The organism is Klebsiella sp. K-3 (assembly GCF_051207495.1).
Classification (GTDB): domain Bacteria; phylum Pseudomonadota; class Gammaproteobacteria; order Enterobacterales; family Enterobacteriaceae; genus Klebsiella; species Klebsiella aerogenes.
In genome coordinates, this window is record NZ_JBPNXF010000005.1 from 193,495 (window position 1) to 216,234 (window position 22,740).

17 protein-coding genes are annotated in these 22,740 nt (G+C 55.9%); 8 read left to right on the plus strand and 9 right to left on the minus strand.

The window, feature by feature from the left end; genetic code table 11:
- Nucleotides 1–15 precede the first annotated feature (15 nt).
- Nucleotides 16–3,240, plus strand: a complete 3,225-nt coding sequence (carB, locus tag ACSEMK_RS09715; RefSeq protein WP_087860917.1) for a carbamoyl-phosphate synthase large subunit — start codon at nt 16–18, stop codon at nt 3,238–3,240.
- Between the two features lie 168 nt (nt 3,241–3,408).
- Nucleotides 3,409–3,642: a YgdI/YgdR family lipoprotein gene (locus ACSEMK_RS09720; protein WP_015704368.1), complete on the plus strand. Its 234-nt coding sequence runs from the start codon at nt 3,409–3,411 to the stop codon at nt 3,640–3,642.
- 50 nt (nt 3,643–3,692) lie between these two features.
- On the opposite strand, the gene ACSEMK_RS09725 is transcribed toward ACSEMK_RS09720, so the two are convergent.
- On the minus strand, nt 3,693–6,545 hold the full coding sequence (locus ACSEMK_RS09725; RefSeq protein WP_435336418.1) for an autotransporter outer membrane beta-barrel domain-containing protein: 2,853 nt from the start codon (nt 6,543–6,545) through the stop codon (nt 3,693–3,695).
- Nucleotides 6,546–6,920: 375 nt separating this feature from the next.
- Here ACSEMK_RS09725 and kefF point away from each other — a divergent pair, with 375 nt between their 5' ends.
- The 3 genes from kefF to folA all read left to right on the plus strand — a co-directional run bounded on the left by kefF (nt 6,921) and on the right by folA (nt 9,989).
- Nucleotides 6,921–7,454: a glutathione-regulated potassium-efflux system oxidoreductase KefF gene (kefF, locus tag ACSEMK_RS09730; RefSeq protein WP_087860915.1), complete on the plus strand. Its 534-nt coding sequence runs from the start codon at nt 6,921–6,923 to the stop codon at nt 7,452–7,454.
- Nucleotides 7,447–9,312 carry a glutathione-regulated potassium-efflux system protein KefC gene (gene kefC / locus ACSEMK_RS09735; RefSeq protein WP_015368295.1) on the plus strand — a complete coding sequence of 622 codons (1,866 nt, stop codon included), beginning with the start codon at nt 7,447–7,449 and terminating at the stop codon, nt 9,310–9,312. Before kefF ends, kefC begins: the two co-directional genes overlap by 8 nt.
- A 197-nt stretch (nt 9,313–9,509) precedes the next feature.
- Nucleotides 9,510–9,989, plus strand: a complete 480-nt coding sequence (gene folA / locus ACSEMK_RS09740; protein WP_015368294.1) for a type 3 dihydrofolate reductase — start codon at nt 9,510–9,512, stop codon at nt 9,987–9,989.
- Nucleotides 9,990–10,114: 125 nt separating this feature from the next.
- Here folA and apaH read toward each other — a convergent pair whose 3' ends face one another.
- The 6 genes from apaH to lptD form a co-directional block, all read right to left on the minus strand.
- Entirely contained in the window at nt 10,115–10,963 is an 849-nt protein-coding gene (gene apaH, locus ACSEMK_RS09745) for a bis(5'-nucleosyl)-tetraphosphatase (symmetrical) ApaH (protein ID WP_045397283.1), read from the minus strand.
- Between the two features lie 4 nt (nt 10,964–10,967).
- On the minus strand, nt 10,968–11,345 hold the full coding sequence (gene apaG / locus ACSEMK_RS09750; protein ID WP_087860914.1) for a Co2+/Mg2+ efflux protein ApaG: 378 nt from the start codon (nt 11,343–11,345) through the stop codon (nt 10,968–10,970).
- Between the two features lie 2 nt (nt 11,346–11,347).
- Nucleotides 11,348–12,169, minus strand: a complete 822-nt coding sequence (gene rsmA / locus ACSEMK_RS09755) for a 16S rRNA (adenine(1518)-N(6)/adenine(1519)-N(6))-dimethyltransferase RsmA (protein WP_015368291.1) — start codon at nt 12,167–12,169, stop codon at nt 11,348–11,350.
- Nucleotides 12,166–13,146, minus strand: coding sequence for a 4-hydroxythreonine-4-phosphate dehydrogenase PdxA (gene pdxA / locus ACSEMK_RS09760; protein ID WP_113374396.1), 981 nt, complete (start codon nt 13,144–13,146; stop codon nt 12,166–12,168). The genes rsmA and pdxA overlap by 4 nt, the downstream gene beginning before the upstream one ends.
- A 112-nt stretch (nt 13,147–13,258) precedes the next feature.
- Nucleotides 13,259–14,545, minus strand: a complete 1,287-nt coding sequence (gene surA, locus ACSEMK_RS09765) for a peptidylprolyl isomerase SurA (RefSeq protein WP_015368289.1) — start codon at nt 14,543–14,545, stop codon at nt 13,259–13,261.
- 54 nt (nt 14,546–14,599) lie between these two features.
- Entirely contained in the window at nt 14,600–16,945 is a 2,346-nt protein-coding gene (lptD, locus tag ACSEMK_RS09770) for an LPS assembly protein LptD (protein ID WP_032713339.1), read from the minus strand.
- Between the two features lie 241 nt (nt 16,946–17,186).
- Between lptD and djlA the strand changes: the two genes are divergently transcribed.
- Complete coding sequence (gene djlA, locus ACSEMK_RS09775) at nt 17,187–18,014, plus strand: co-chaperone DjlA (RefSeq protein ID WP_015704375.1); 828 nt, start codon at nt 17,187–17,189, stop codon at nt 18,012–18,014.
- A 32-nt stretch (nt 18,015–18,046) separates the two neighbouring features.
- Here the strand turns inward: djlA and ACSEMK_RS09780 are convergent, their stop codons facing one another.
- On the minus strand, nt 18,047–18,745 hold the full coding sequence (locus tag ACSEMK_RS09780; RefSeq protein ID WP_045397296.1) for a response regulator: 699 nt from the start codon (nt 18,743–18,745) through the stop codon (nt 18,047–18,049).
- Nucleotides 18,735–20,360: an ATP-binding protein gene (locus ACSEMK_RS09785; protein WP_087860912.1), complete on the minus strand. Its 1,626-nt coding sequence runs from the start codon at nt 20,358–20,360 to the stop codon at nt 18,735–18,737. The genes ACSEMK_RS09780 and ACSEMK_RS09785 overlap by 11 nt, the downstream gene beginning before the upstream one ends.
- Nucleotides 20,361–20,635: 275 nt before the next feature.
- Between ACSEMK_RS09785 and ACSEMK_RS09790 the strand changes: the two genes are divergently transcribed.
- Both ACSEMK_RS09790 and citX read left to right on the plus strand, forming a co-directional pair.
- Nucleotides 20,636–22,000, plus strand: coding sequence for a 2-hydroxycarboxylate transporter family protein (locus tag ACSEMK_RS09790; protein WP_430914821.1), 1,365 nt, complete (start codon nt 20,636–20,638; stop codon nt 21,998–22,000).
- Between the two features lie 169 nt (nt 22,001–22,169).
- Entirely contained in the window at nt 22,170–22,709 is a 540-nt protein-coding gene (gene citX, locus ACSEMK_RS09795) for a citrate lyase holo-[acyl-carrier protein] synthase (RefSeq protein WP_113374398.1), read from the plus strand.
- The last annotated feature ends 31 nt before the right edge of the window (nt 22,710–22,740 follow it).

Sequence of the window (22,740 nt, forward strand, 5' to 3'; positions counted from 1 at the left end):
AGGAGTAAAAGAGCCATGCCAAAACGTACAGACATAAAAAGTATCCTGATTCTGGGCGCGGGCCCGATTGTTATCGGTCAGGCGTGTGAGTTTGACTACTCTGGCGCCCAGGCCTGTAAAGCCCTGCGCGAAGAGGGTTACCGCGTTATTCTGGTGAACTCCAACCCGGCGACTATCATGACCGACCCGGAAATGGCCGATGCGACCTATATCGAGCCGATTCACTGGGAAGTGGTGCGTAAAATTATCGAAAAAGAGCGCCCGGACGCGGTGCTGCCGACCATGGGCGGCCAGACCGCGCTGAACTGCGCGCTGGAGCTGGAGCGTCAGGGCGTGCTGGCAGAGTTCGGCGTGACCATGATTGGCGCGACCGCCGATGCGATCGATAAAGCGGAAGACCGCCGTCGCTTCGACGTGGCGATGAAGAAAATCGGCCTCGACACCGCGCGTTCCGGCATTGCGCACACCATGGAAGAAGCGCTGGCGGTGGCCGCTGACGTTGGCTTCCCATGCATCATCCGTCCGTCCTTTACTATGGGCGGCACCGGCGGCGGTATTGCCTATAACCGCGAAGAGTTCGAAGAAATCTGCGAACGCGGCCTGGATCTCTCTCCGACCAACGAACTGCTGATTGATGAATCGCTGATCGGCTGGAAAGAGTACGAGATGGAAGTGGTGCGCGATAAGAACGATAACTGCATTATCGTCTGCTCGATTGAAAACTTCGATGCCATGGGGATTCACACCGGCGACTCCATCACCGTCGCCCCGGCGCAGACCCTGACCGACAAAGAATACCAAATCATGCGTAACGCCTCGATGGCGGTACTGCGTGAAATCGGCGTGGAAACCGGCGGCTCTAACGTACAGTTCTCGGTGAACCCGAAAGATGGTCGCCTGATCGTCATCGAAATGAACCCGCGCGTCTCCCGCTCTTCGGCGCTGGCTTCCAAAGCGACCGGCTTCCCGATTGCCAAAGTGGCAGCGAAGCTGGCGGTGGGTTACACCCTCGACGAACTGATGAACGATATCACCGGCGGCCGTACTCCGGCCTCCTTCGAACCGTCCATCGATTACGTTGTGACCAAAATTCCACGCTTTAACTTCGAAAAATTCGCTGGCGCTAACGACCGTCTGACAACGCAGATGAAATCCGTCGGCGAAGTGATGGCAATTGGCCGCACGCAGCAGGAATCGCTGCAGAAAGCACTGCGCGGTCTGGAAGTGGGCGCCACCGGCTTCGACCCGAAAGTCAGCCTCGACGATCCGGAAGCGCTGACCAAAATCCGCCGCGAGCTGAAAGACGCGGGCGCCGAGCGTATCTGGTACATCGCTGATGCCTTCCGCGCCGGTCTCTCCGTCGACGGCGTCTTCAACCTGACCAACATCGACCGCTGGTTCCTGGTACAAATCGAAGAACTGGTGCGCCTGGAAGAGAAAGTGGCGGCAGTGGGCATCAACGGCCTCGACGCTGATTTCCTGCGTCACCTGAAGCGTAAAGGCTTTGCCGATGCGCGTCTGGCGAAGCTGGCGGGCGTGCGCGAAGCGGAAATCCGCAAGCTGCGCGACCAGTACAACCTGCACCCGGTCTACAAGCGCGTGGATACCTGCGCGGCGGAATTCGCCACCGATACCGCCTACATGTATTCCACCTATGAAGACGAGTGCGAATCCAACCCGTCCGTAGACCGCGATAAAATCATGGTTCTCGGCGGCGGCCCGAACCGTATCGGCCAGGGTATCGAATTTGACTACTGCTGCGTACACGCCTCGCTGGCGCTGCGCGAAGACGGTTACGAGACCATCATGGTTAACTGTAACCCGGAAACCGTTTCGACCGACTACGACACCTCCGACCGTCTGTACTTCGAGCCGGTAACGCTTGAGGACGTTCTGGAAATCGTGCGCATCGAGAAGCCGAAAGGCGTTATCGTGCAGTACGGCGGCCAGACCCCGCTGAAGCTGGCGCGTGAACTGGAAGCCGCAGGCGTACCGGTTATCGGCACCAGCCCGGATGCTATCGACCGTGCTGAAGACCGCGAGCGCTTCCAGCATGCGGTTGACCGCCTGAAGCTGAAGCAGCCGGCGAACGCCACCGTGACCGCGCTTGAGCAAGCGGTTGAGAAGGCAAAAGAGATCGGTTATCCGCTGGTGGTGCGTCCGTCCTACGTACTGGGCGGCCGCGCGATGGAAATCGTCTACGACGAGGCTGACCTGCGCCGTTACTTCCAGACCGCGGTGAGCGTCTCCAACGATGCGCCGGTACTGCTGGACCGCTTCCTCGACGACGCGGTTGAAGTTGACGTCGACGCTATCTGCGATGGCGAAATGGTGCTGATTGGCGGCATCATGGAGCACATCGAACAAGCGGGCGTACACTCCGGCGACTCCGCCTGTTCTCTGCCTGCCTACACTCTGAGCAAAGAGATTCAGGATGTGATGCGCGAGCAGGTGCAGAAGCTGGCCTTCGAGCTGCAGGTTCGCGGCTTGATGAACGTACAGTTCGCGGTGAAGAACAACGAAGTGTACCTGATTGAAGTCAACCCGCGCGCGGCGCGTACCGTACCGTTCGTGTCGAAAGCCACCGGCGTACCGCTGGCGAAAGTGGCGGCGCGCGTGATGGCTGGTAAAACGCTGGCGCAGCAGGGCGTCACCAAAGAAATCATCCCGCCGTACTATTCGGTCAAAGAAGTGGTGCTGCCGTTCAACAAATTCCCGGGCGTTGACCCGCTGTTAGGGCCGGAAATGCGCTCTACCGGGGAAGTGATGGGCGTGGGCCGCACCTTCGCGGAAGCGTTCGCCAAAGCGCAGCTGGGCAGCAACTCCACGATGAAGAAACAGGGCCGCGCGCTGCTCTCCGTTCGCGAAGGCGACAAAGAGCGCGTTGTCGACCTGGCGGCAAAACTGCTGAAACAGGGCTTCGAGCTGGATGCAACCCACGGTACTGCGATTGTTCTGGGCGAAGCCGGTATCAACCCGCGTTTGGTGAACAAGGTGCATGAAGGTCGTCCGCACATTCAGGACCGTATCAAGAATGGCGAGTATACCTACATCATCAATACCACCGCAGGACGTCAGGCGATTGAAGACTCCAAGCTGATTCGCCGCAGCGCGCTGCAGTACAAGGTGCATTATGACACCACCCTGAACGGCGGTTTCGCCACCGCGATGGCGCTGAATGCCGATGCGACCGAGAAGGTCATTTCGGTGCAGGAAATGCACGCGCAAATCACCAAATAAGCGTACCGGCCGGGCCGGAAAGCGAAACACAGGGGCTGACGATATCGTCAGCCCCATTTTTTTACGGCACTCATCTTCGGAGAGTTCTGCTTTTATCTGTCTGTCAGGTCAGGCTAACTATAGTTAGCACGATAACGATACCAATTGATGAAAAGACAGGAGGATACAATGCGGAACAAAATTCTGGTGGCATCCGCGCTGGCGGCAACGGCGATGGTATTTGTGGCAGGTTGCTCATCAAATCAGTCGCTCAAAACGACAGATGGCAAAACAATTGTGACCAGCGGTAAGCCGCAGGTCGATGATGATACTGGCCTGGTATCCTACAAAAATGCGGAAACCGGTCGCGTGGAGCAGATTAATCGCGACCAGGTGAAGTCTATGGACGAGCTGGATAACTAAAAAAAAGCAGTGGCTTCGGCCACTGCTTTTTACCTTTCATTGTACGGCGATTACCAACGGTGATTCAGCAGAATGTGGCCGCCATAAGCGGCGTAGCTGTTTTCACCCCATTCGCCGCTGGCGCGCAGCGAGATAGTGGTCGTCTCGTTCACATTGCCGGTCACGCCCAGCTCTAACTGACCGCGGTCGTCCGGCGTATCGTTGCTGACTTTTTCACCATTGAACGCCAGATCGTTTTGACCCGCGCCTTTCAACCAGTTCACCGCGATATACGGCTGCCATGCTTTAACATCGTGCTGCTCGAAGTAGCTGCTCTTCACGCCGAGACGGCCAAACAGGCTATTGTTGTCCAGGGTGGTTACCCGCACGCCATCCGGGTCGGTATGATTTTCCTGATCGAGATAGCTGTAGATCACCTGCGCCTGAGGCTCAATCTTCCACGTACGCGCGCTTTCTGAAGGGATCACCCACGCATGGCCGACTTCAACAGAGGCGGCAAAACCTTTACTGTCATACTTTTCATTGTTGCGATTGCTGGTGACGGTGTTGTTATACCAGCTGTATGACGCCCAGGTATCGATGTAGCTGCCGAGACGTAATTTCGGATCTTCCTGCCAGGTGGCGTACAGGCCAACGTTGAAACCGTCGACTTTACCCTGCGCATCACGCACGTTGTGTTTCGCATCCGAATCCGTTTTCGCCTGGCCTGCGCCAAACATGCCGCCCGCACGCAGCATTCCTTTGTCCATCGGCTTGCTCATGAAATCACTGCCGAGCTGGAGCACGGTGGTGGTGGTGTCGTAGCTGACTTTATCGCCGCCGGCGTCGTTCTCATGATAGCGGCCCTTCACGTACATCCAGGTGTTCAGATTGTCTTCGTTGCGGAAAGTGAGCTGGTCGCGATCGTCACGTTTATGCAGGAACATACTCTGTGCCGCAAGATAGTTGCCCAGATAAGCACCGACTTCCGGGGCCATTACTTCTGGCGCGGATTGATCGCCATTATCGGTATTGTTGCCGCCATCGGTATTGCTGCCGCCATCGGTATTGCTGCCGCCATCGGTGCCGCTGCCGCCATCGGTGCCGCTGTCATCATCGTCGGTATCATCCGACGGATCGTCAGACGGGGTCGCTTTGGATTCCAGATACCAGTTGCCGTTGTTGTGCTGATAAAGATCGTATTCATAAGCTCCGGCGACAACTGGTTTTGACAAGGTTAGCTGTGCTTCAGAACTGCCGCCGACGCTGACAATCTCCATGCCATTAACGGTTTGCGCGCCCATTCCGCCGATGTTGGCGATACTGATGCCGGATTGACCGTAGCTGCTGCCGGTGATCGACAAATGGTCGGTCGGTGAACTGTCTTCGCCAACCTGACTGTTCATCACGATTTGGCTGCCGGCAGAACCGCTATAGTCGCCGTTAATCGTAAAATTGTTGCCAACGCTATTATCCGCGGCGCTAAGCAACAGCGTGCCGCTGTTGCTCACATTGCCATTGATGGTGTCGACGCCGGATGTTCTTAACGTGGCGTTTCCTTCAATTGCATTCCACGCCGCGAGGACACCTCCGCTGAGGATATCAATGTTGTTATTGACTTCGCCTGCGCTGGCAAATTGCGCGCCATTGTTGATAGTGAGGGTGGCATCGCTACCGGATGCTCCGAGGGTCGCGCCTTCTGCGACCAGAGTCGTGCCGCTTTTGAGCACGGTATCGCCGGTATAGCTATTGGCGCCGGTGAGCGTCAGCGTGTTGGTATCGACTTTTTCCACGTTACCGCTACCGATGATGCCGGTGGCAAAAGTAGAGTCGCTTCCCTGATTGAAGATCAGCGTGCCGTTATTGGTCAGGCTACCGGTGAGGGTTGCGGTTTTCTGCCCGTCGCCCAACTGCAGCGTGGCCGCTTCCGCGACCAGCGTGTTACCGCTATTAGCGACAGCGCCCCCCAGCGTTAACTGGCCGCTATTCACCTGGAGGGAATCGCCGCTGCCGATGATGTCGAGGTTGCCGGTGAGCGTCCAGTTTTCACCGTTCATTTTCACGGAGGCAAAACCGTCGCCGTCGTTAAGGCCGACAAAGTTACTGTCTTCCGTTCCGGTACCGACCAGCGAGACGGTGTTACCCGTTGAGCCCGTGGAGATGACATCGCCGATGAGGGAAGAGCCGGTATTGAGTACCAGGCTGTTATTTTTGCTGCTGGCAAACATAACGGCCGCATCGCCGCCGCCAAGTAAACCGCTGTTGATGATATCGGCTTTCGCGCTATCAACGATGTTGATCCCGTTCTGGCTGCCCTGCACGGTGCCGCTGTTGTTAATTTTGCTGTTGCCGTTGCTTAACGCAACACCATCGCCTGCGGTACCGGTGATGGCGCCGCTGTTATCTAACCCGAGGCCAATTTGCGAACTCAGGCCGTTTTTCCCGGTGATCACGCCGGTATCGGTATTGGTGATACTAATTGCCGATGACTCTTCGCTAACGAAAATACCGTTGTTAGCGCCAGTAATGATTCCGCTATTATTAAAATCACCTGCCATTGATTGTACGTTAACGGCATTATCAGTTGCAGATGAAATAATTGCATTTTCATTATTATTAATTTCAACGGATTGACCTTCGATATTAATATCCAGTCCGATTCCCGTTCCGGCAATATTGCCTTCATTGGTAACTTTTTTGACGTTCATTCCGCTAACGGATACTGCTGGGGTGTTATCTGCGGAGGAGACGGTGACGTCTCTACTGATGGCGTATTCCGTGTCGGTGGAGAAGTTTTGCGGTACTGAAGTTGACTGGTCAATCGTGCCTGCGCTGACAACAATTGGCGTAAACATTAATAAGGCGGGAAATATTCTCGCCAGTGTTTTGGTTGTTCTGTTTAGTTCAAAGTGTTTGTTGCTCATATACACGTCCATTTGCGTAAATAGCGCTTCCGGTTAACGCTATATATTAGAATTTCGTTTTTAGATTGAAAATTTTTAGGCTCAAGATGAAGAGCGTAAAATTATTGGTTGTACATTGTGGACTGTATAGGTTTATTTATTAAAGAATGATTTAATCTCGTCTTAAAATATGCATCGACTGTATTATTAGTAATAATAAATTCGTATGGGGAATTAAAAGGGACGACGATTGCCCCCTGGATCGTCTGCAATTCTTTCGTGATGGAAGGATTATCATTGGCTGTATTCGACTTCTCCTCAGGCATTCCCCCCTTTCAGTGAGCGAGTTAACTGTCTACACTCACTGCTACAAGAATACAAAAGACAGGCCCATTCATGATTCTGATAATTTACTCGCATCCTTATCCGCATCACTCGCATGCGAATAAGCGGATGCTTGAGCAAGCAGGGACGCTTGATGGCGTAGAGATACGCTCCCTCTATGAGCTATATCCCGACTTCAATATCGATATCGCTGCCGAGCAGGCGGCGCTGGCGCGCGCCGATCTGGTTATCTGGCAGCATCCGATGCAGTGGTACAGCGTTCCACCGCTGTTAAAACTGTGGATGGATAAAGTACTGTCCCACGGCTGGGCGTACGGCCACAACGGTATTGCGTTACACGGTAAATCGCTGATGTGGGCGGTTACCACCGGCGGCGGCGAAAGCCATTTCGATATTGGTTCATTCCCCGGCTTTGACGTGCTGGCGCAGCCTCTGCAGGCGACGGCGCTGTACTGTGGCATGAAATGGCTGCCGCCGTTTGCGATGCACTGTACCTTTATCTGCGATGACGAAACGCTGCAGGCGCAGGCCCGTCATTATCGTCAACGCTTAATCGAATGGCAGGAGACGCATAACAATGGATAGCCATACGCTAATACAGGCGCTGATTTACCTCGGCTCCGCTGCGCTTATCGTGCCGATCGCCGTGCGTCTGGGACTGGGATCGGTGCTGGGATATCTGATTGCCGGCTGCGTTATCGGCCCATGGGGACTGCGACTGGTCACTGACGCTGAGGCGATTCTGCATTTCGCCGAAATCGGCGTGGTGCTGATGTTGTTTGTTATAGGCCTTGAGTTGGATCCGCAGCGCCTATGGAAACTGCGCGCCTCGGTATTTGGCGGCGGTGCGCTGCAAATGGTGGTGTGCGGCGCGTTTATCGGGCTGTTCTGCATGCTGCTTGGCTTGCGCTGGCAGGTGGCGGAGCTTATCGGGATGACGTTGGCGCTGTCGTCGACGGCGATTGCCATGCAGGCGATGAACGAACGTAACCTGACGGTGACGCAACTAGGGCGGAGCGCCTTTGCCGTGCTGTTGTTCCAGGATATCGCCGCTATTCCTTTGGTCGCGATGATTCCGCTGCTGGCGGCCAGCGGCGGTTCAACGACCCTGGCCGCGTTTGCGCTGTCGGCGTTGAAAGTGGCCGGCGCGCTGGCGCTGGTGGTGCTATTAGGGCGCTATCTGACCCGCCCGGTGCTGCGCTTCGTTGCCCGTTCCGGTCTGCGCGAAGTATTCAGCGCCGTGGCCCTGTTCCTGGTCTTTGGCTTCGGATTGCTGCTTGAGGAAGTCGGGCTGTCGATGGCGATGGGCGCGTTTCTTGCCGGGGTGCTTCTGGCAAGTTCTGAATACCGCCATGCGCTGGAGAGCGATATCGAACCGTTTAAAGGGTTGCTGTTGGGGCTGTTCTTTATCGGCGTCGGTATGTCTATCGACTTCGGTACCCTCGTCACCCATCCGCTACGTATCCTGATCCTGCTGGTGGGTTTTTTGGCGATTAAGGCTCTGATGCTATGGCTGATTGCTAAACCACTGGGTGTACCGCGCGCGCAGCGACGCTGGTTTGCCGTACTGCTGGGGCAGGGAAGTGAGTTCGCTTTCGTGGTCTTCGGCGCCGCGCAGATGGCCGATGTGTTGGATAGCGAGTGGGCGAAGGCGCTGACGCTGGCGGTGGCGCTATCAATGGCGGCAACGCCCATTCTGCTGGTGCTGCTGACGCGGATGGAGAAATCCGCCAGCGGCCAGGAGCGCGAAGCGGATGAGATTGACGAAGAGCAGCCGCGGGTGATTATCGCCGGTTTTGGCCGCTATGGGCAGATTGCCGGGCGCGTGCTGCTTTCCAGCGGCGTGAAAATGGTTATCCTCGATCACGACCCGGACCACGTTGATACCTTGCGCAAGTTCGATATGAAGGTGTTTTACGGCGATGCTACGCGGGTGGATCTGCTGGAGTCGGCGGGAGCGGCAAAGGCGGAAGTGCTGATCAACGCCATCGACGATCCGCAGGCTAGCCTGCAGCTGGTGGAGTTGGCGAAAGAGCACTTCCCACATCTGCAGATCATTTCGCGCGCCCGCGATGTCGATCACTACATTCAGCTGCGCCAGGCCGGAGTGGAAGCGCCGGAGCGTGAAACCTTCGAATCGGCGCTGAAAAGCGGCCGTATGACGCTGGAGGCCTTAGGTCTGGGCGCTTATGAGGCCCGCGAGCGCGCCGATCTGTTCCGCCGTTTCAACCAGCAGATGGTGGAAGAGATGGTGGCGATGGCGGAAAATGATGCCGCCTCTCGCGTGGCGGTGTTCAAGCGAACCAGCGATATGCTTACCGGCATCATCAATGAGGACCGTAATCATCTGTCGTTGGTGCAGCGTCACGGCTGGCAAGGTACCGAAGAAGGACGGCACACCGGAGACGTTCGCGATGAGCCGGAGAATAAGCCTTCAACCTGAGGTGGTAAGCAGATGTTGCGTTAACTTTACAGCTAACATTTTGTTTTCAATTTAGTTCCTGATCTGGCGGCTCATGAGGGTTACGTGGGCTCGCCAGCAAATCTAAAAATTTTCTTATTCTTTACTCTTCGTTCAGTCGACGAAGTATTACGCTTTCCGTATAGTGGCGGCAATTTTTTGCATTCGGGATATTTTCAATGATTAGTCTGATTGCGGCGTTAGCTGTAGATCGCGTAATTGGCATGGAGAACGCTATGCCATGGGACTTGCCTGCCGATCTCGCCTGGTTTAAACGTAATACCTTAAACAAGCCGGTGGTAATGGGGCGTTTGACCTGGGAATCCATCGGTCGCCCGTTGCCAGGACGTAAAAATATCGTTATCAGCAGCAAGCCAGGCAGCGACGATCGCGTGCAGTGGGTGAAGTCTGTTGATGAAGCGATTGCCGCCTGCGGCGACGCGGAAGAGATTATGGTGATTGGCGGTGGCCGCGTTTACGAGCAGTTCCTGCCGAAAGCGCACAAACTCTACCTGACCCATATTGATGCGGAAGTGGAAGGCGATACCCATTTCCCGGATTACGATCCGGACGAGTGGGAATCGGTGTTCAGTGAGTTCCACGATGCCGACGCGCAAAATTCCCATAGCTACTGCTTCGAGATCCTCGAGCGTCGTTAAGCTAACATAGCGTGGATTAAAAAACCCCGGTCGCGTCAGGCGTGGCCGGGGTTTTGTTTTATCAGGAATCTCCCGTACCGGAGGTAGCCCGGATAAGGCGCAGCGCGCCGCCATCCGGGATCGACTCAGGAGGCGACCGCTTCGCCTTCGTCGAGGCTTTTCTGGCGGTTGGAACGCTGGGTGAAATACGTTTTATCTTCCCAGCGCAGGCAGGTCAGGTCCCCTCCCCAGCAGCAGCCGGTATCCAGCGCGTAGATGCCTTCCGGGGTACCGCGGCCTTCCAGCGACGCCCAATGACCAAAGGCGATACTGTACTCGCGGGCAACCGGGCCCGGAATGGCAAACCATGGCTTAAGCGGGGCAGGCGCGTCTTCCGGCGCCTCTTTGCTGTACATATCCAACTGGCCGTTCGGGAAGCAATAGCGCATGCGGGTGAAGGCGTTGGTGATAAAGCGCAGGCGCGCCAGGCCGCTGAGCTCGTTGCTCCAGTGGTTCGGCATATCGCCATACATCGCGTCGAGGAAGAACGGATAGGAGTCGCTCGCCAGCACGGCTTCGACATCGCGCGCGCACTGTTTGGCGGTTTCCAGATCCCACTGCGGCGTGATGCCGGCATGAGCCATCACCAGCTTTTTCTCTTCGTCGACCTGCATCAGCGGCTGGCGACGCAGCCAGTTGAGCAGTTCGTCAGCGTCCGGTGCTTCCAGCAGCGGCGTCAGGCGGTCTTTGGGCTTGTTGCGGCTAATGCCGGCAAACACCGCCAGCAGATGCAGGTCATGGTTGCCCAGCACGATGCGCACGCTATCGCCGAGCGTTTTCACGAACCGCAGCACTTCCAGAGAGCCGGGGCCGCGCGCGACCAGGTCGCCGGTGAGCCACAGCGTGTCCGTATCAGGGTTAAACTCCACCTGCTCCAGCAATGCGATCAGTTCATCGTAGCAACCATGAATGTCGCCAATAAGGTATGTAGCCATTGTTTTAATGTATAAGCGTTGGAACTGCGAGACGGAAGACAGGGATCTCGATAGTGAACGGTACGCCGTTGCTATCAATCATCTCATAATGACCCTGCATGGTGCCCAGCGGCGTTTCGATAACCGCGCCGCTGGTGTATTGATACTCTTCGCCGGCAGGGATGTGCGGCTGTTCGCCGACGACCCCTTCACCCTGGACTTCCGTCTCGCGACCGTGTCCATTGGTGATAAGCCAGTAGCGGCCGAGAAGCTGAACCTGACTCCGCCCCAGGTTGCGAATGGTGACGGTGTAAGCGAAGACGTAGCGCTCTTCTTCCGGAGAAGATTGCGATTCGATATAGACGCTTTGCACCTGGACGCAAACACGAGGCGAATTAATCATGGTTAGCTCTCCTTCGAAGGCAGATTGTTGGATAACCAGTTGGCCATCTTACAGTACTGCTCTACAGAAATATTTTCCGCACGTACCGCCGGGTCGACGCCCAGCTCCGTCAGCACTTCAACGCTAAACAGATTGCCGAGACTATTGCGAATGGTCTTACGGCGCTGGTTGAAGGCTTCGGTAGTGATACGGCTCAGCACGCGGACATCCTTCACCGGGTACGGCATGGTGCGATGCGGCACCAGGCGCACGACGGCGGAATCCACTTTTGGCGGCGGCGTAAAAGCGGTCGGCGGGACTTCAAGTACCGGGATCACCTGGCAGTAGTACTGCGCCATTACGCTTAATCGACCATACGCTTTACTATTCGGCCCGGCAACCAGACGATTAACCACTTCCTTCTGCAGCATAAAGTGCATATCGGCAATGGCATCAGTATAGCTGAAGAGGTGGAACATCAGCGGCGTAGAGATGTTGTACGGCAGGTTGCCGAAGACGCGCAGCGGCTGGCCCATTTTCTCCGACAGTTCGCCGAAGTTCATGGTCATCGCATCCTGCTGGTAAATGGTCAGCTTAGGTCCGAGGAACGGATGGGTCTGCAGGCGGGCCGCCAGATCGCGGTCCAGCTCGATAACGGTTAACTGGTCGAGGCGTTCGCCGACCGGCTCGGTCAGCGCGGCGAGACCCGGGCCGATTTCGACCATCGCCTGGCCTTTCTGAGGATTGATGGCCGAAACAATGCTGTCGATCACGAACTGATCGTTGAGAAAGTTTTGCCCGAAGCGTTTACGGGCTAAATGGCCCTGATGGACTCGATTATTCATTGGGTATTAACAATCATTTTGATGGCGAGATTAAGCGCCGTGATAAAACTGCCGACGTCCGCTTTTCCCTGACCGGCTAATTCCAGCGCGGTCCCGTGGTCAACGGAGGTACGAATAAAAGGTAAACCGAGCGTAATATTCACGCCGCGGCCAAAGCCCTGGTATTTTAGCACGGGCAGGCCCTGATCGTGGTACATCGCGAGTACCGCATCGGCATTATCGAGATATTTTGGCTGAAAAAGGGTATCCGCAGGCAGCGGACCGCTTAAATTCATGCCCTTCGCCCGCATCTCTTCGAGCACCGGAATAATGGTATCGATCTCTTCCGTCCCCATATGACCGCCTTCGCCGGCGTGGGGATTCAGGCCGCAAACCAGCACGTGCGGCTGAGCGATACCGAATTTATGCCGCAGATCGGCATCCAGGATGGTTATCACTTCACGCAGCAGCTCCGGCGTGATCGCCTCGCTTATCGCTTTTAACGGCAGGTGGGTGGTGGCCAGTGCGACCCGCAGTTCTTCGGTCGCCAGCATCATCACCACTTTGCTGGCGTGAGCGCGTTCTTCAAAGAACTCGGTATGGCCGGTGAAGGCAATACCGGCGTCATTGATGTTGCCTTTGTGCACCGGCCCGGTAATCAACGCGGCGAATTCACCCTTAAGGCAGCCATCGCAGGCGCGCGCCAGGGTTTCCACCACATAGCTGCCGTTAGCGACATTAAGCATACCCGGCTGTACCGGCGCGTTGAGGGCAACGGGAAGTAGCGTAAGCGTGCCCGCCCGCTGCGGCTGTGGAGGACGGGTTGGATCGTAAGGGAGGAGCGATAAAGGAAGACCGAGCTGGCGGGCTCGGTCAGTTAACAGGGCGCCATCGGCGCAAATAACCAGTTCAACCGGCCAGTCGCGCTGCGCAAGCTCGGCGACAAGATCGGGACCAATCCCTGCGGGTTCGCCGGGAGTGATAACAACACGTTGCATAGAAACGTTCCTTCGGGCCAGGAAGGCCCGGCTGCGCAGTCGACCCCAGCCGTAGCTGGGGCGACCGGTCTACCCTCCCGATACGCCTTTAAGGCGTGGAGAGGGGAGAGCTTTAGTTGCTCAGAATTTTGACGTAAGCGCTGGCGCGCTGTTCCTGCATCCAGGTGGCCGCTTCTTCAGAGAATTTGCGGTTCATCAGCATGCGGTAAGCACGGTCCTTCTGCGCGGCGTCGGTTCTGTCGACGTTGCGGGTATCCATCAGTTGGATCAGGTGCCAGCCGAAAGAGGAGTGAACCGGGCCGCTAGTCTGGCCTTTGTTGAGGCGCATCAGCGCATCGCGGAACGCGGGATCGAAGATATCCGGCGTCGCCCAGCCTAAGTCGCCGCCCTGATTGGCGGAACCCGGATCCTGGGAAAACTCTTTCGCCGCTTTATCGAAAGTGGTCTTACCGCTCTTAATGTCAGCGGCAATCTGTTCCAGCTTCGCCTGGGCCTGCGCGTCGTTCATGATCGGCGACGGCTTCAGCAGGATGTGGCGGGCATGGACTTCGGTGACGGAGATGTTCTGGCTGCCGCCGCGCATATCGTTAACTTTCAGGATATGGAAGCCGACGCCGGAACGAATCGGACCGACAACATCGCCTTTCTTCGCGGTGCTCAGCGCCTGAGCGAAGATACCCGGCAGCTCCTGAATACGGCCCCAACCCATCTGGCCGCCTTTCAGCGCCTGCTGGTCAGCGGAATAGGTGATAGCCAGTTTGCCGAAGTTAGCGCCGCTACGGGCCTGTTCAACGACGGACTTCGCCTGCTCTTCCGCAGCCGCAACCTGATCGGAGGTCGGGTTTTCCGGCAGCGCGATCAGAATATGGCTCAGGTTGAGTTCGGTGCTGGCATCGTTCTGATCGCCAATCTGCTTGGCCAGCGCTTCAACTTCCTGCGGCAGCACGGTGATGCGGCGGCGCACTTCGTTGTTACGTACTTCCGAAATCAGCATCTCTTTACGGATCTGATTACGGTAGGTGTTGTAGTTGATGCCTTCATAGGCCAGACGGCTACGCATCTGATCCATCGACATGTTGTTCTGTTTGGCGATGTTGGCAATGGCCTGGTCAAGCTGATCGTCGCTGACTTTCACGCCCATTTTCTGACCCATTTGCAGAACGATCTGGTCCATGATCAATCTTTCGAGGATCTGATGACGCAGGGTCGCGTCATCCGGCAGCTGCTGTCCCGCCTGACCAGCGTTGAGCTTCACCGACTGCATCAGACCATCGACGTCGCTTTCCAGAACAACGCCATTATTGACGACAGCCGCTACTTTATCGACCACCTGCGGGGCGGCGAAACTGGTATTCGCGATCATGGCGATACCGAGAAGCAGCGTTTTCCAGTTCTTCATACTTTTTCCATTTCAATTAACCGCAAATGCGGATTACGTTTTAAACCAGACGCCTTACAGCGAGCTCTGGTACGGCAAAATGTTCGAGCGCAGCATCTGCTGGGTGCCAAGACCATAGTTGGAGCTCAGACCACGCAGTTCGATGTTGATACCGAAGGTGTTGTCGTATTTGCTTTCGCCGCCGTTGTTGTTATCCCAGCCGTTGATCTTACGTTCGTAGCCAAGGCGGATAGCGTAGCAGCAAGAGTTATACTGTACCCCTAACATCTGGTTAGCCGCTTTTTTGGTATTGGTATCGAAGTAGTACGCGCCGACCACTGACCAACGATCGACAATCGGCCAGCTTGCGGTCATTCCCACCTGAGAAATACCCTCTTTATACTGCTGAGCGGTGGAATACGAAGGCAGCGTCGCCTGAATATATTCCGGACTCGCGTAACGGTAGTTCAGTTGCACTAAGCGGTTTTCGTCGCGGCGGTATTCAATGGTTCCGTTGCCGGTTGCGACGTTATCCAGACGCGTATCGTACTGGATCCCCCCGCGTAAACCCCAGTTATCGGTGATGCGCCAGTAAGTATCGCCGGCCCAGACCAGTGAACCCGTGGTGTCGTTATTCTCCCAGTTGATGTTGTCCGCACCGGTACGAGACTCGGTGAAATAGTAGATTTGACCAACGGAAATATTAAAACGTTCAACGGCCGCGTCATCATATACGCGAGATGTGACGCCGGTGGTGACCTGGTTGGCTGACGCGATACGGTCAAGGCCGCTGTAGGAGCGGTCGCGGAACAGGCCGCTATAGTCGGACTGCAGCAGGGTCGAGTCGTAGACGCCAATGTGGCTCTGGTCGCGATACGGGATATACAGATACTGCATGCGCGGTTCCAGGGTCTGGGTATACCCTTCCTGCATATCGCGTTCGAAGACCATTTTGCCGTCGATTTTGAACTGCGGCATCACGCGGTTAACCGAATCTTTGTAATCGGTACCGTTAGCGGTGTTGTACTGATCGAGGTTACTCTGCTGATAGTGGGTCGCCAGCAGCTTCGCCTCGGTATTGATGCTTCCCCAGCCGTTAGACAGCGGCAGGTTGATCGTCGGCTCCATGTGCAGGCGCGTCGCTTCCGGCATATCGCCGTTGGTGTTGACGAAGTGCACCGCCTGCGCATACAGATGGGTATCGAACGGACCGACATCATTCTGGTAGGCGTTAATATCGAGCTGAGGCTCAGCAGCGTAGGAGTTGCTCGAGCTACGGTCGAAGACCTGGAACTGCTTGGTCGACACGGTGGCGTCAAAGTTCTGGTTAACGTAACCGGCGCTGAATTTCTGCGTCGCGTAGCCGTCGGTACTGGAGCCGTACTTAGAGCTGAAGTCGTTAAAGTAATCCGGGTCGCTGACTTTGGTGTAGTCGGCGTTCAGACGCCACACCTGATCGATAACCGCGTTGTGGTTCCAGTAGAACATCCAGCGGCGGCTGTTGCTGTCGTTGGAGTGATCGTCTTCGTACACTTTATCGGAAGGCAGGTAATCGAATTCGAATAAACCTGCGCCCGCCTGGGTCAGATAGCGGAATTCGTTTTCCCACATTACGCCGCCGCGTTTATTCATATAGTGCGGCGTAATGGTGGCGTCGAAGTTCGGCGCGATATTCCAGTAATAGGGCAGCGAGAACTCAACGCCATTTTTAGTGCTGTATTTGGCGTTGGGGATCAGGAAGCCGGAGCGGCGCTTATCGCCGACAGGCAGCTGCAGATACGGGCTATAAAAAATAGGGACGGAACCCAGCTTAAAGCGCGCGTTCCAGATTTCGGCAACCTGCTCTTCGCGGTCATGGATAACTTCGCTGCCGACGACGCTCCAGGTATCAGAACCCGGCAGACAGGAGGTGAAGCTGCCGTTTTCCAGAATGGTATAGCGGTTTTCGCCGCGCTGCTTCATCAGGTCGGCGGTACCGCGCCCCTGACGGCCAACCATCTGATAGTCGCCTTTCCAGACGTTAGTATCTTTGGTGTTCAGGTTCGACCACGCCTTCGGCCCCTTCAGAATGACCTGGTTGTCGTCATAGTGAACGTTGCCAAGCGCATCAACGGTACGCACCGGCTGCGGTTGGCCCGCCGGCTGCTGCTGATGCAACTGCACCTCGTCGGCCTGCAGGCGACTATTCCCCTGATTAATATCAACGTTGCCGGTAAACACGGCATTATCAGGGTAGTTGCCTTTCGCATGATCGGCGTCAATCGTTACCGGTTGATCGTTAGGCTTTCCTTCAACGAGAGGACGATTATAGCTTGGCACGCCAAGCATACATTGCGTGGCGAGATCGGCGGCCATGCCCTGTTGGCTATACAAGGCGCTGGCGATCATGGTGGCCAGGAGGCTGGGGATACGTTTTTTCATACGTTTTATTTGTTGTTCCGTCATCTTGTGGCAGCGGCTTGCAAACGGTCAGAGCCTAACGTACTCATCTTAATCGCGCTAGTCTTAATCCGCTCGTTTCGTTTCTGAGCGTTAGGCACCGTGTAGAATGGCGAGTATGATAAAGCAAATTATAGGCGATGTCCCACATGACCGTGGCGTCAACGCTTGGTAACGTGCGGTCATATATAGCTTAACTGGTAGCACAAAGATTGGGGAGTCTATGCAGTATTTGGGTAAAGTGATTGGTGTCGCGGTTGCATTATTGATGGGCGGCGGCTTCTGGGGCGTGGTGCTTGGCTTTTTAGTCGGGCATATGTTTGACCGGGCCCGTAGCCGTCGACTGAATTTATTTGCCAACCAGCAGGAACGGCAGTCGCTGTTCTTTTCCACCACGTTTGAAGTGATGGGACATTTGACCAAATCGAAAGGGCGCGTGACGGAAGCCGATATTCATGTGGCGAATGTGCTGATGGATCGTATGAACCTGCACGGCGAGTCGCGCACCGCGGCGCAGCAGGCATTTCGCGCCGGAAAGGCCGATAATTACCCGCTGCGCGAGAAAATGCGCCAGCTGCGAAGCGTCTGTTTCGGTCGCTTCGATTTAATTAGGATGTTTCTGGAAATTCAGCTGCAGGCAGCCTTCGCCGACGGCGAATTACATCCCAATGAACGCGAAGTGTTGTTTGTTATCGCCGACGAGCTTGGTATCTCGCGTGCGCAGTTTGAGCAGTTCCTGCGCATGATGCAGGGCGGCGCGCAGTTCGGCGGCGGCTCGCAGCAGCAATCCTATGGTCAGCGCGGCGGCAATGGCGGCTGGCAGCAGGCACAGCGCGGCCCGACGCTTGAAGACGCTTGTAATGTTCTCGGCGTCAAGCCGACCGATGATGCTACAACCGTCAAGCGCGCTTACCGTAAACTAATGAGCGAACATCACCCGGACAAGCTGGTGGCCAAAGGGCTGCCGCCGGAGATGATGGAAATGGCGAAACAGAAAGCGCAGGAAATCCAGAAAGCCTGGGAGCTTATCAAAGAGCAGCGCGGCTTCTGAATCCCGTAAGGCTTCTCCTTCATGGAGAAGCCTTAGTTCGCGCCCTGCGCGCGGCGATACATCCGCCGCGGGTGGCCAATTTTTCCGTACAGCATTTCCACTTCCAGAAAACTCACTTCCACGCAGTGCTCGAGATAACGACGGGCGGTGGTCTTGCTCAGTCCGGTTTCGCTGACCACTTCGTCCACTGAAAAGCAGTGCGTTTCGCGGCCATGAAATAAATTCTGCACCAGCGCCAGGGTCTTTTCCTCGATGCCTTTGCTGCCGTTATCGGCGCGAAAATTTTTAGCCTGCAGCTGATAAAGGGAATCAACGTTTTGCTGATCGACGATTTTCCATTCCCGCTGCTGGTCGTAAAACTGAATAAAGCGCTCCAGCGACTGGCTCAGGCGTTTCCACGAAACCGGTTTGAGAATGTAGTCGAAGGCGCCGTTGCGTATCGCCTGGCTGCAGGTTTCCATATCGCTGGCGGCGGTGATGAAAATGACCGAACAATTGGCGTTGGCCAGAATCGGGTCGGTCATCAGCGTGACGCCTTTGCCGTCCGGCAGATAATTATCCAGCAGGACCAGCTGCGGCGGCCTGGCGTTGAGCATCTGCCGCGCCTGAGAAAGCGAGGCGGCCATTCCCGCCAGCCGCATGCGCGGGTGTTTCTGAATGAGCTCGGCGTGCAGTCGGGCCAGCTCGTTTTCATCTTCGATGATCAGCACATCGACCAAATCATGATGCATCGTTGGCCTCCGGTTGCGGATGGGCTGGCGGGTCAGCGGGAATAAACAGGGTAAATATCGTTCCGCGCGGCGCGTTATCGGCGACTTCAATCGTGCCGCCAGCCTGAGTCACATAATGTTCAATAAGATACAGACCAATACCGTGATCGCCACGGGTTTTTGTCGTCACTCCGCGCTCAAAAATACGCTCGCGAATATCCGGGCGGATACCGACACCGCGGTCGGCCACCTCAATCATCAGCTCGCGGGCGTTGAGTTGAATCAGTACCTCGACCGGTTCGTGCGGTAGTTCGGCGCGTTGCGTGGCTTCAATGGCGTTATCCAGCAGATTGCCGATGATCGAAATAAGTTCCGACTCCATCAGCGACGACAGCGGGCGATCGATACGACAGGCCGGATCAAAGCTCAGCTCAACGCCTTTTTCATAGGCGCGGGTGGCTTTACCCAGCAGCAGGCCGCACAGCGTCGGCGAACGAAATCGCGAGGAGATGAAGTCCAGTAGCTCCTGGGCATGCTCCGATTGCGCCTGTATATAGCGAATAGCTTCGTCGTAGTGACCCATATGCAGCAGGCCGGAGAGCGTGGTCATGCGGTTGAGCTGTTCGTGGCGCATAATGCGCAGGTTATCGACATAGCGTTTCACCTGGCTGAGCTGAGCGGTGAGGGCGTTAATTTCATCGCGGTCGCGGAAGGTGATCACCCAGCCCTGTAGCGAGTTTTCCAGCATGATGCGCACCCGGCTGGCGAGTACCGTCAGCTGGTTAAAGCGACACAGTTCATCGTGCGTATCGTTCGCCAGCATCGCGCTGCTGGCGAAAAACGGCTGCGGGGCGATCACGCTATCAATCGATTTGCCGCGCAGCAGATGCGCGGGCTGCTTAAGCCCCAGCAGGCTGCGGGCGGCGTGGTTAATCACTTCAATCCGTCGCTGGCTGTCGATAACGATAACCCCTTCGAAAATCGATTCCATCATCGCTTTTTGCTGGCGTACCAGCAGGCCAATTTCGCGCGGCTCCAGCGAAAAAATCTGCTTTTTAATGCTGCGGGTAAAATACCAGGAGAAGATAAACAGGGCGATCAGCAACAGAATGGCGGCGACAAAAATATTCACCACCTTTTGCACGGTGATGCTATCGAGATAGCTGGTCAGATAGCCAACGGAGACAATGCCGATCACCCGCCCGTTGTCATCGACAATGGGCGTTTTACTGCGAAGTGAGACGCCCAAACCGCCTTTACGGATGGTGGTGATAGTTTTGCCTTCCAGCACCGCCTGGTTATCGCCACCCACTAAGCGCGTGCCGACCCATTCCGGGTGTACGGAATGAAAAAGGTGTACGCCTTTATCATCGCCGATGACGATAAAGCTGGCGTCGCTGTGGGCGGCGATTTGCTTCATGAAGGCGCCGATAGCCTGCGGATCGTGCAGGCTGACCTGCTGGCGCAGATTGGGCATCAGCGCAATCTCTTCGGCCTGAATTTTCGCCCTGGCGCTCATTTCCTGATACAGCTGGCGGCTGGCGTCAAGATAATAATAAACGCCAAGCAGAGCGAATAAGATGGAGAAAAAGGCCACCAGGGAGATGAACAGCTTAAATTGAAATGAAACTTTCATAGTTATGCGCACAGTATTTGAGATGCGGTAACGATATCGTCAGCGGCCAGAAGGACAATTTATCTACTGGCGCCTATTTATAAAGGGTAATTATCCGGTTAATAAAAAAACCATAAAAACCACGCTAAGAAATTAGATATATATCACTAGAGTCAATAGAAACCATAAAAACCATAACGACCATTAAAACTTCTTTTTTAATCTGCCCCCTCTCACATTAACCGCGCGCCCGGCCCTCTACCCTGAACAGGAATAATAACTACAGGGCTGAATTTATGAGCACCACAGACAACGCATTCTCTGCAACCCTTGAACCTATTAACAAACCGAAAGCCTCGTTGAAGCAGCGCTGGTGGCACGTGATGGATAGCTGGAAAGTGGGGATTATCCCGCTGCCGCTATTTTTGCTGGCCGGTGGTCTTATCGCGCTGGATTGCCTTGGCGGCAAGCTGCCGAGCGATATCGTGGTGATGGTGGCGACGCTGGCCTTCTTCGGTTTCGCCTGCGGCGAGTTCGGCAAGCGCCTGCCGGTACTCGGCAAGCTTGGCGCGGCGGCGATTTGTGCCACCTTTATTCCTTCCGCGCTGGTCCATTACGGCCTGCTGCCGGATGTGGTGGTTGAATCCACCACCAAATTCTATAAATCGACCAATATTCTTTATCTCTACATCTGCTGCATTATCGTTGGCAGCATTATGAGCATGAACCGCACCACGCTGATTCAGGGGTTCCTGAAGATCTTCCTGCCGATGCTGTGCGGCGAGGTCGTCGGTATGTTGGTCGGCGTGGGAGTTGGCAGCCTGTTGGGGATGGATCCGTTCCAGGTCTTCTTCTTTATCGTGCTGCCGATTATGGCCGGCGGCGTGGGCGAAGGGGCTATCCCGCTGTCGATTGGCTATGCGGCGCTGATGCATATGGATCAGGGCGTTGCGCTGGGACGCGTGCTGCCGATGGTGATGCTGGGCAGCCTGACGGCGATCGTCATTGCCGGCTGTTTGAACCAGCTCGGTAAGCGCTTCCCACATTTGACCGGCGAAGGCCAGCTAATGCCTAACCGCAGTAATGAAACCCGCAACCTGAGCGAAAGCGAAGGATTTGGCGGTAAAACGGATGTGGCGACGCTGGCCTCCGGCGCGCTGCTGGCGGTGCTGCTGTATATGATGGGCATGCTGGGACACAAATTGATTGGCCTGCCGGCGCCGGTTGGCATGCTGTTCCTCGCGGTGCTGCTGAAGCTGGCGAATGTGGTTTCGCCGCGTCTGCAGGAGGGCTCGCAGGTGGTGTATAAATTCTTCCGCACCGCGGTGACTTATCCGATTCTGTTTGCCGTCGGCGTGGCGATTACCCCGTGGCAGGAGCTGGTAAACGCCTTCACGCTGATCAACCTGCTGGTCATTGTCTGCACCGTGTCGGCGCTGGTGGCCACCGGGTTCTTCGTCGGCAAGAAAATGGGGATGCATCCGGTCGACGTGGCGATTGTCTCCTGTTGCCAGAGCGGGCAGGGCGGCACCGGCGACGTCGCTATTCTGACTTCCGGCAACCGTATGAACCTGATGCCGTTTGCTCAGATAGCCACCCGTATCGGCGGCGCGATTAATGTGTCGTTAGGGCTGCTGTTCTTAAGTCATTTCTTATCGTGATTTAGTTCTGCGCTAATAGCAAAAACTGCCATTTCCCTCCGCAGGACGAAGAAAATTTCTTTGTCCTGCGTCCTAAATTCTGTGCAATTAGCGATACAATAGGCGGCGTTATCCGCGATAGCGACGGCAGCTCCGAGCTGCCTTTTTGATCATTAAAGGAGAGGAAAGAATGTCAGTGCATACTCCCGCCCGGGCGGGCGTCAGCATGGAAAATCTGCTGGCGGCGAAAGAGCAGCGCGCAGCCCGTCAACAAGACTGGCTCAACCATTATCAACAACCGGTCATTTCTCTCACCCTGGTAACGCCAGGGGCGGTAAAAGACAGTATTCGCTATCGCAATATGATGGGTGTTGCGCTGCAGGCCTGTGACCAACTTCTGTGGCAGCAGCGCTGGAAAACGCTCGACCGCCAGGTGTTGTGGCTGCCTACCGGCCCGGAAGCGATGTGGTGCGTTGAGCACTCCGCGGAAGAGATCAAAGCGCTATGCAGCGAACTGGAACAGAATCATCCGCTGGGTCGCCTGTGGGATATCGATGTCATTTGTCCGCAAGCGGGGCTGATTAGCCGCCAGGCACAGGGCGAATCGATGCGCCGCTGCTTGCTGTGCGATGAGCCGGCCCACGCTTGCGCGCGCAGCCGTCGTCACGACACCGAGCTGGTGGTCGCTCGCGTTGAGCAGATGATTGATGCGTGGTTCGCCCGCGATTAATCGCGTTTGCGTTAGAGATTTCCCCGGCGGC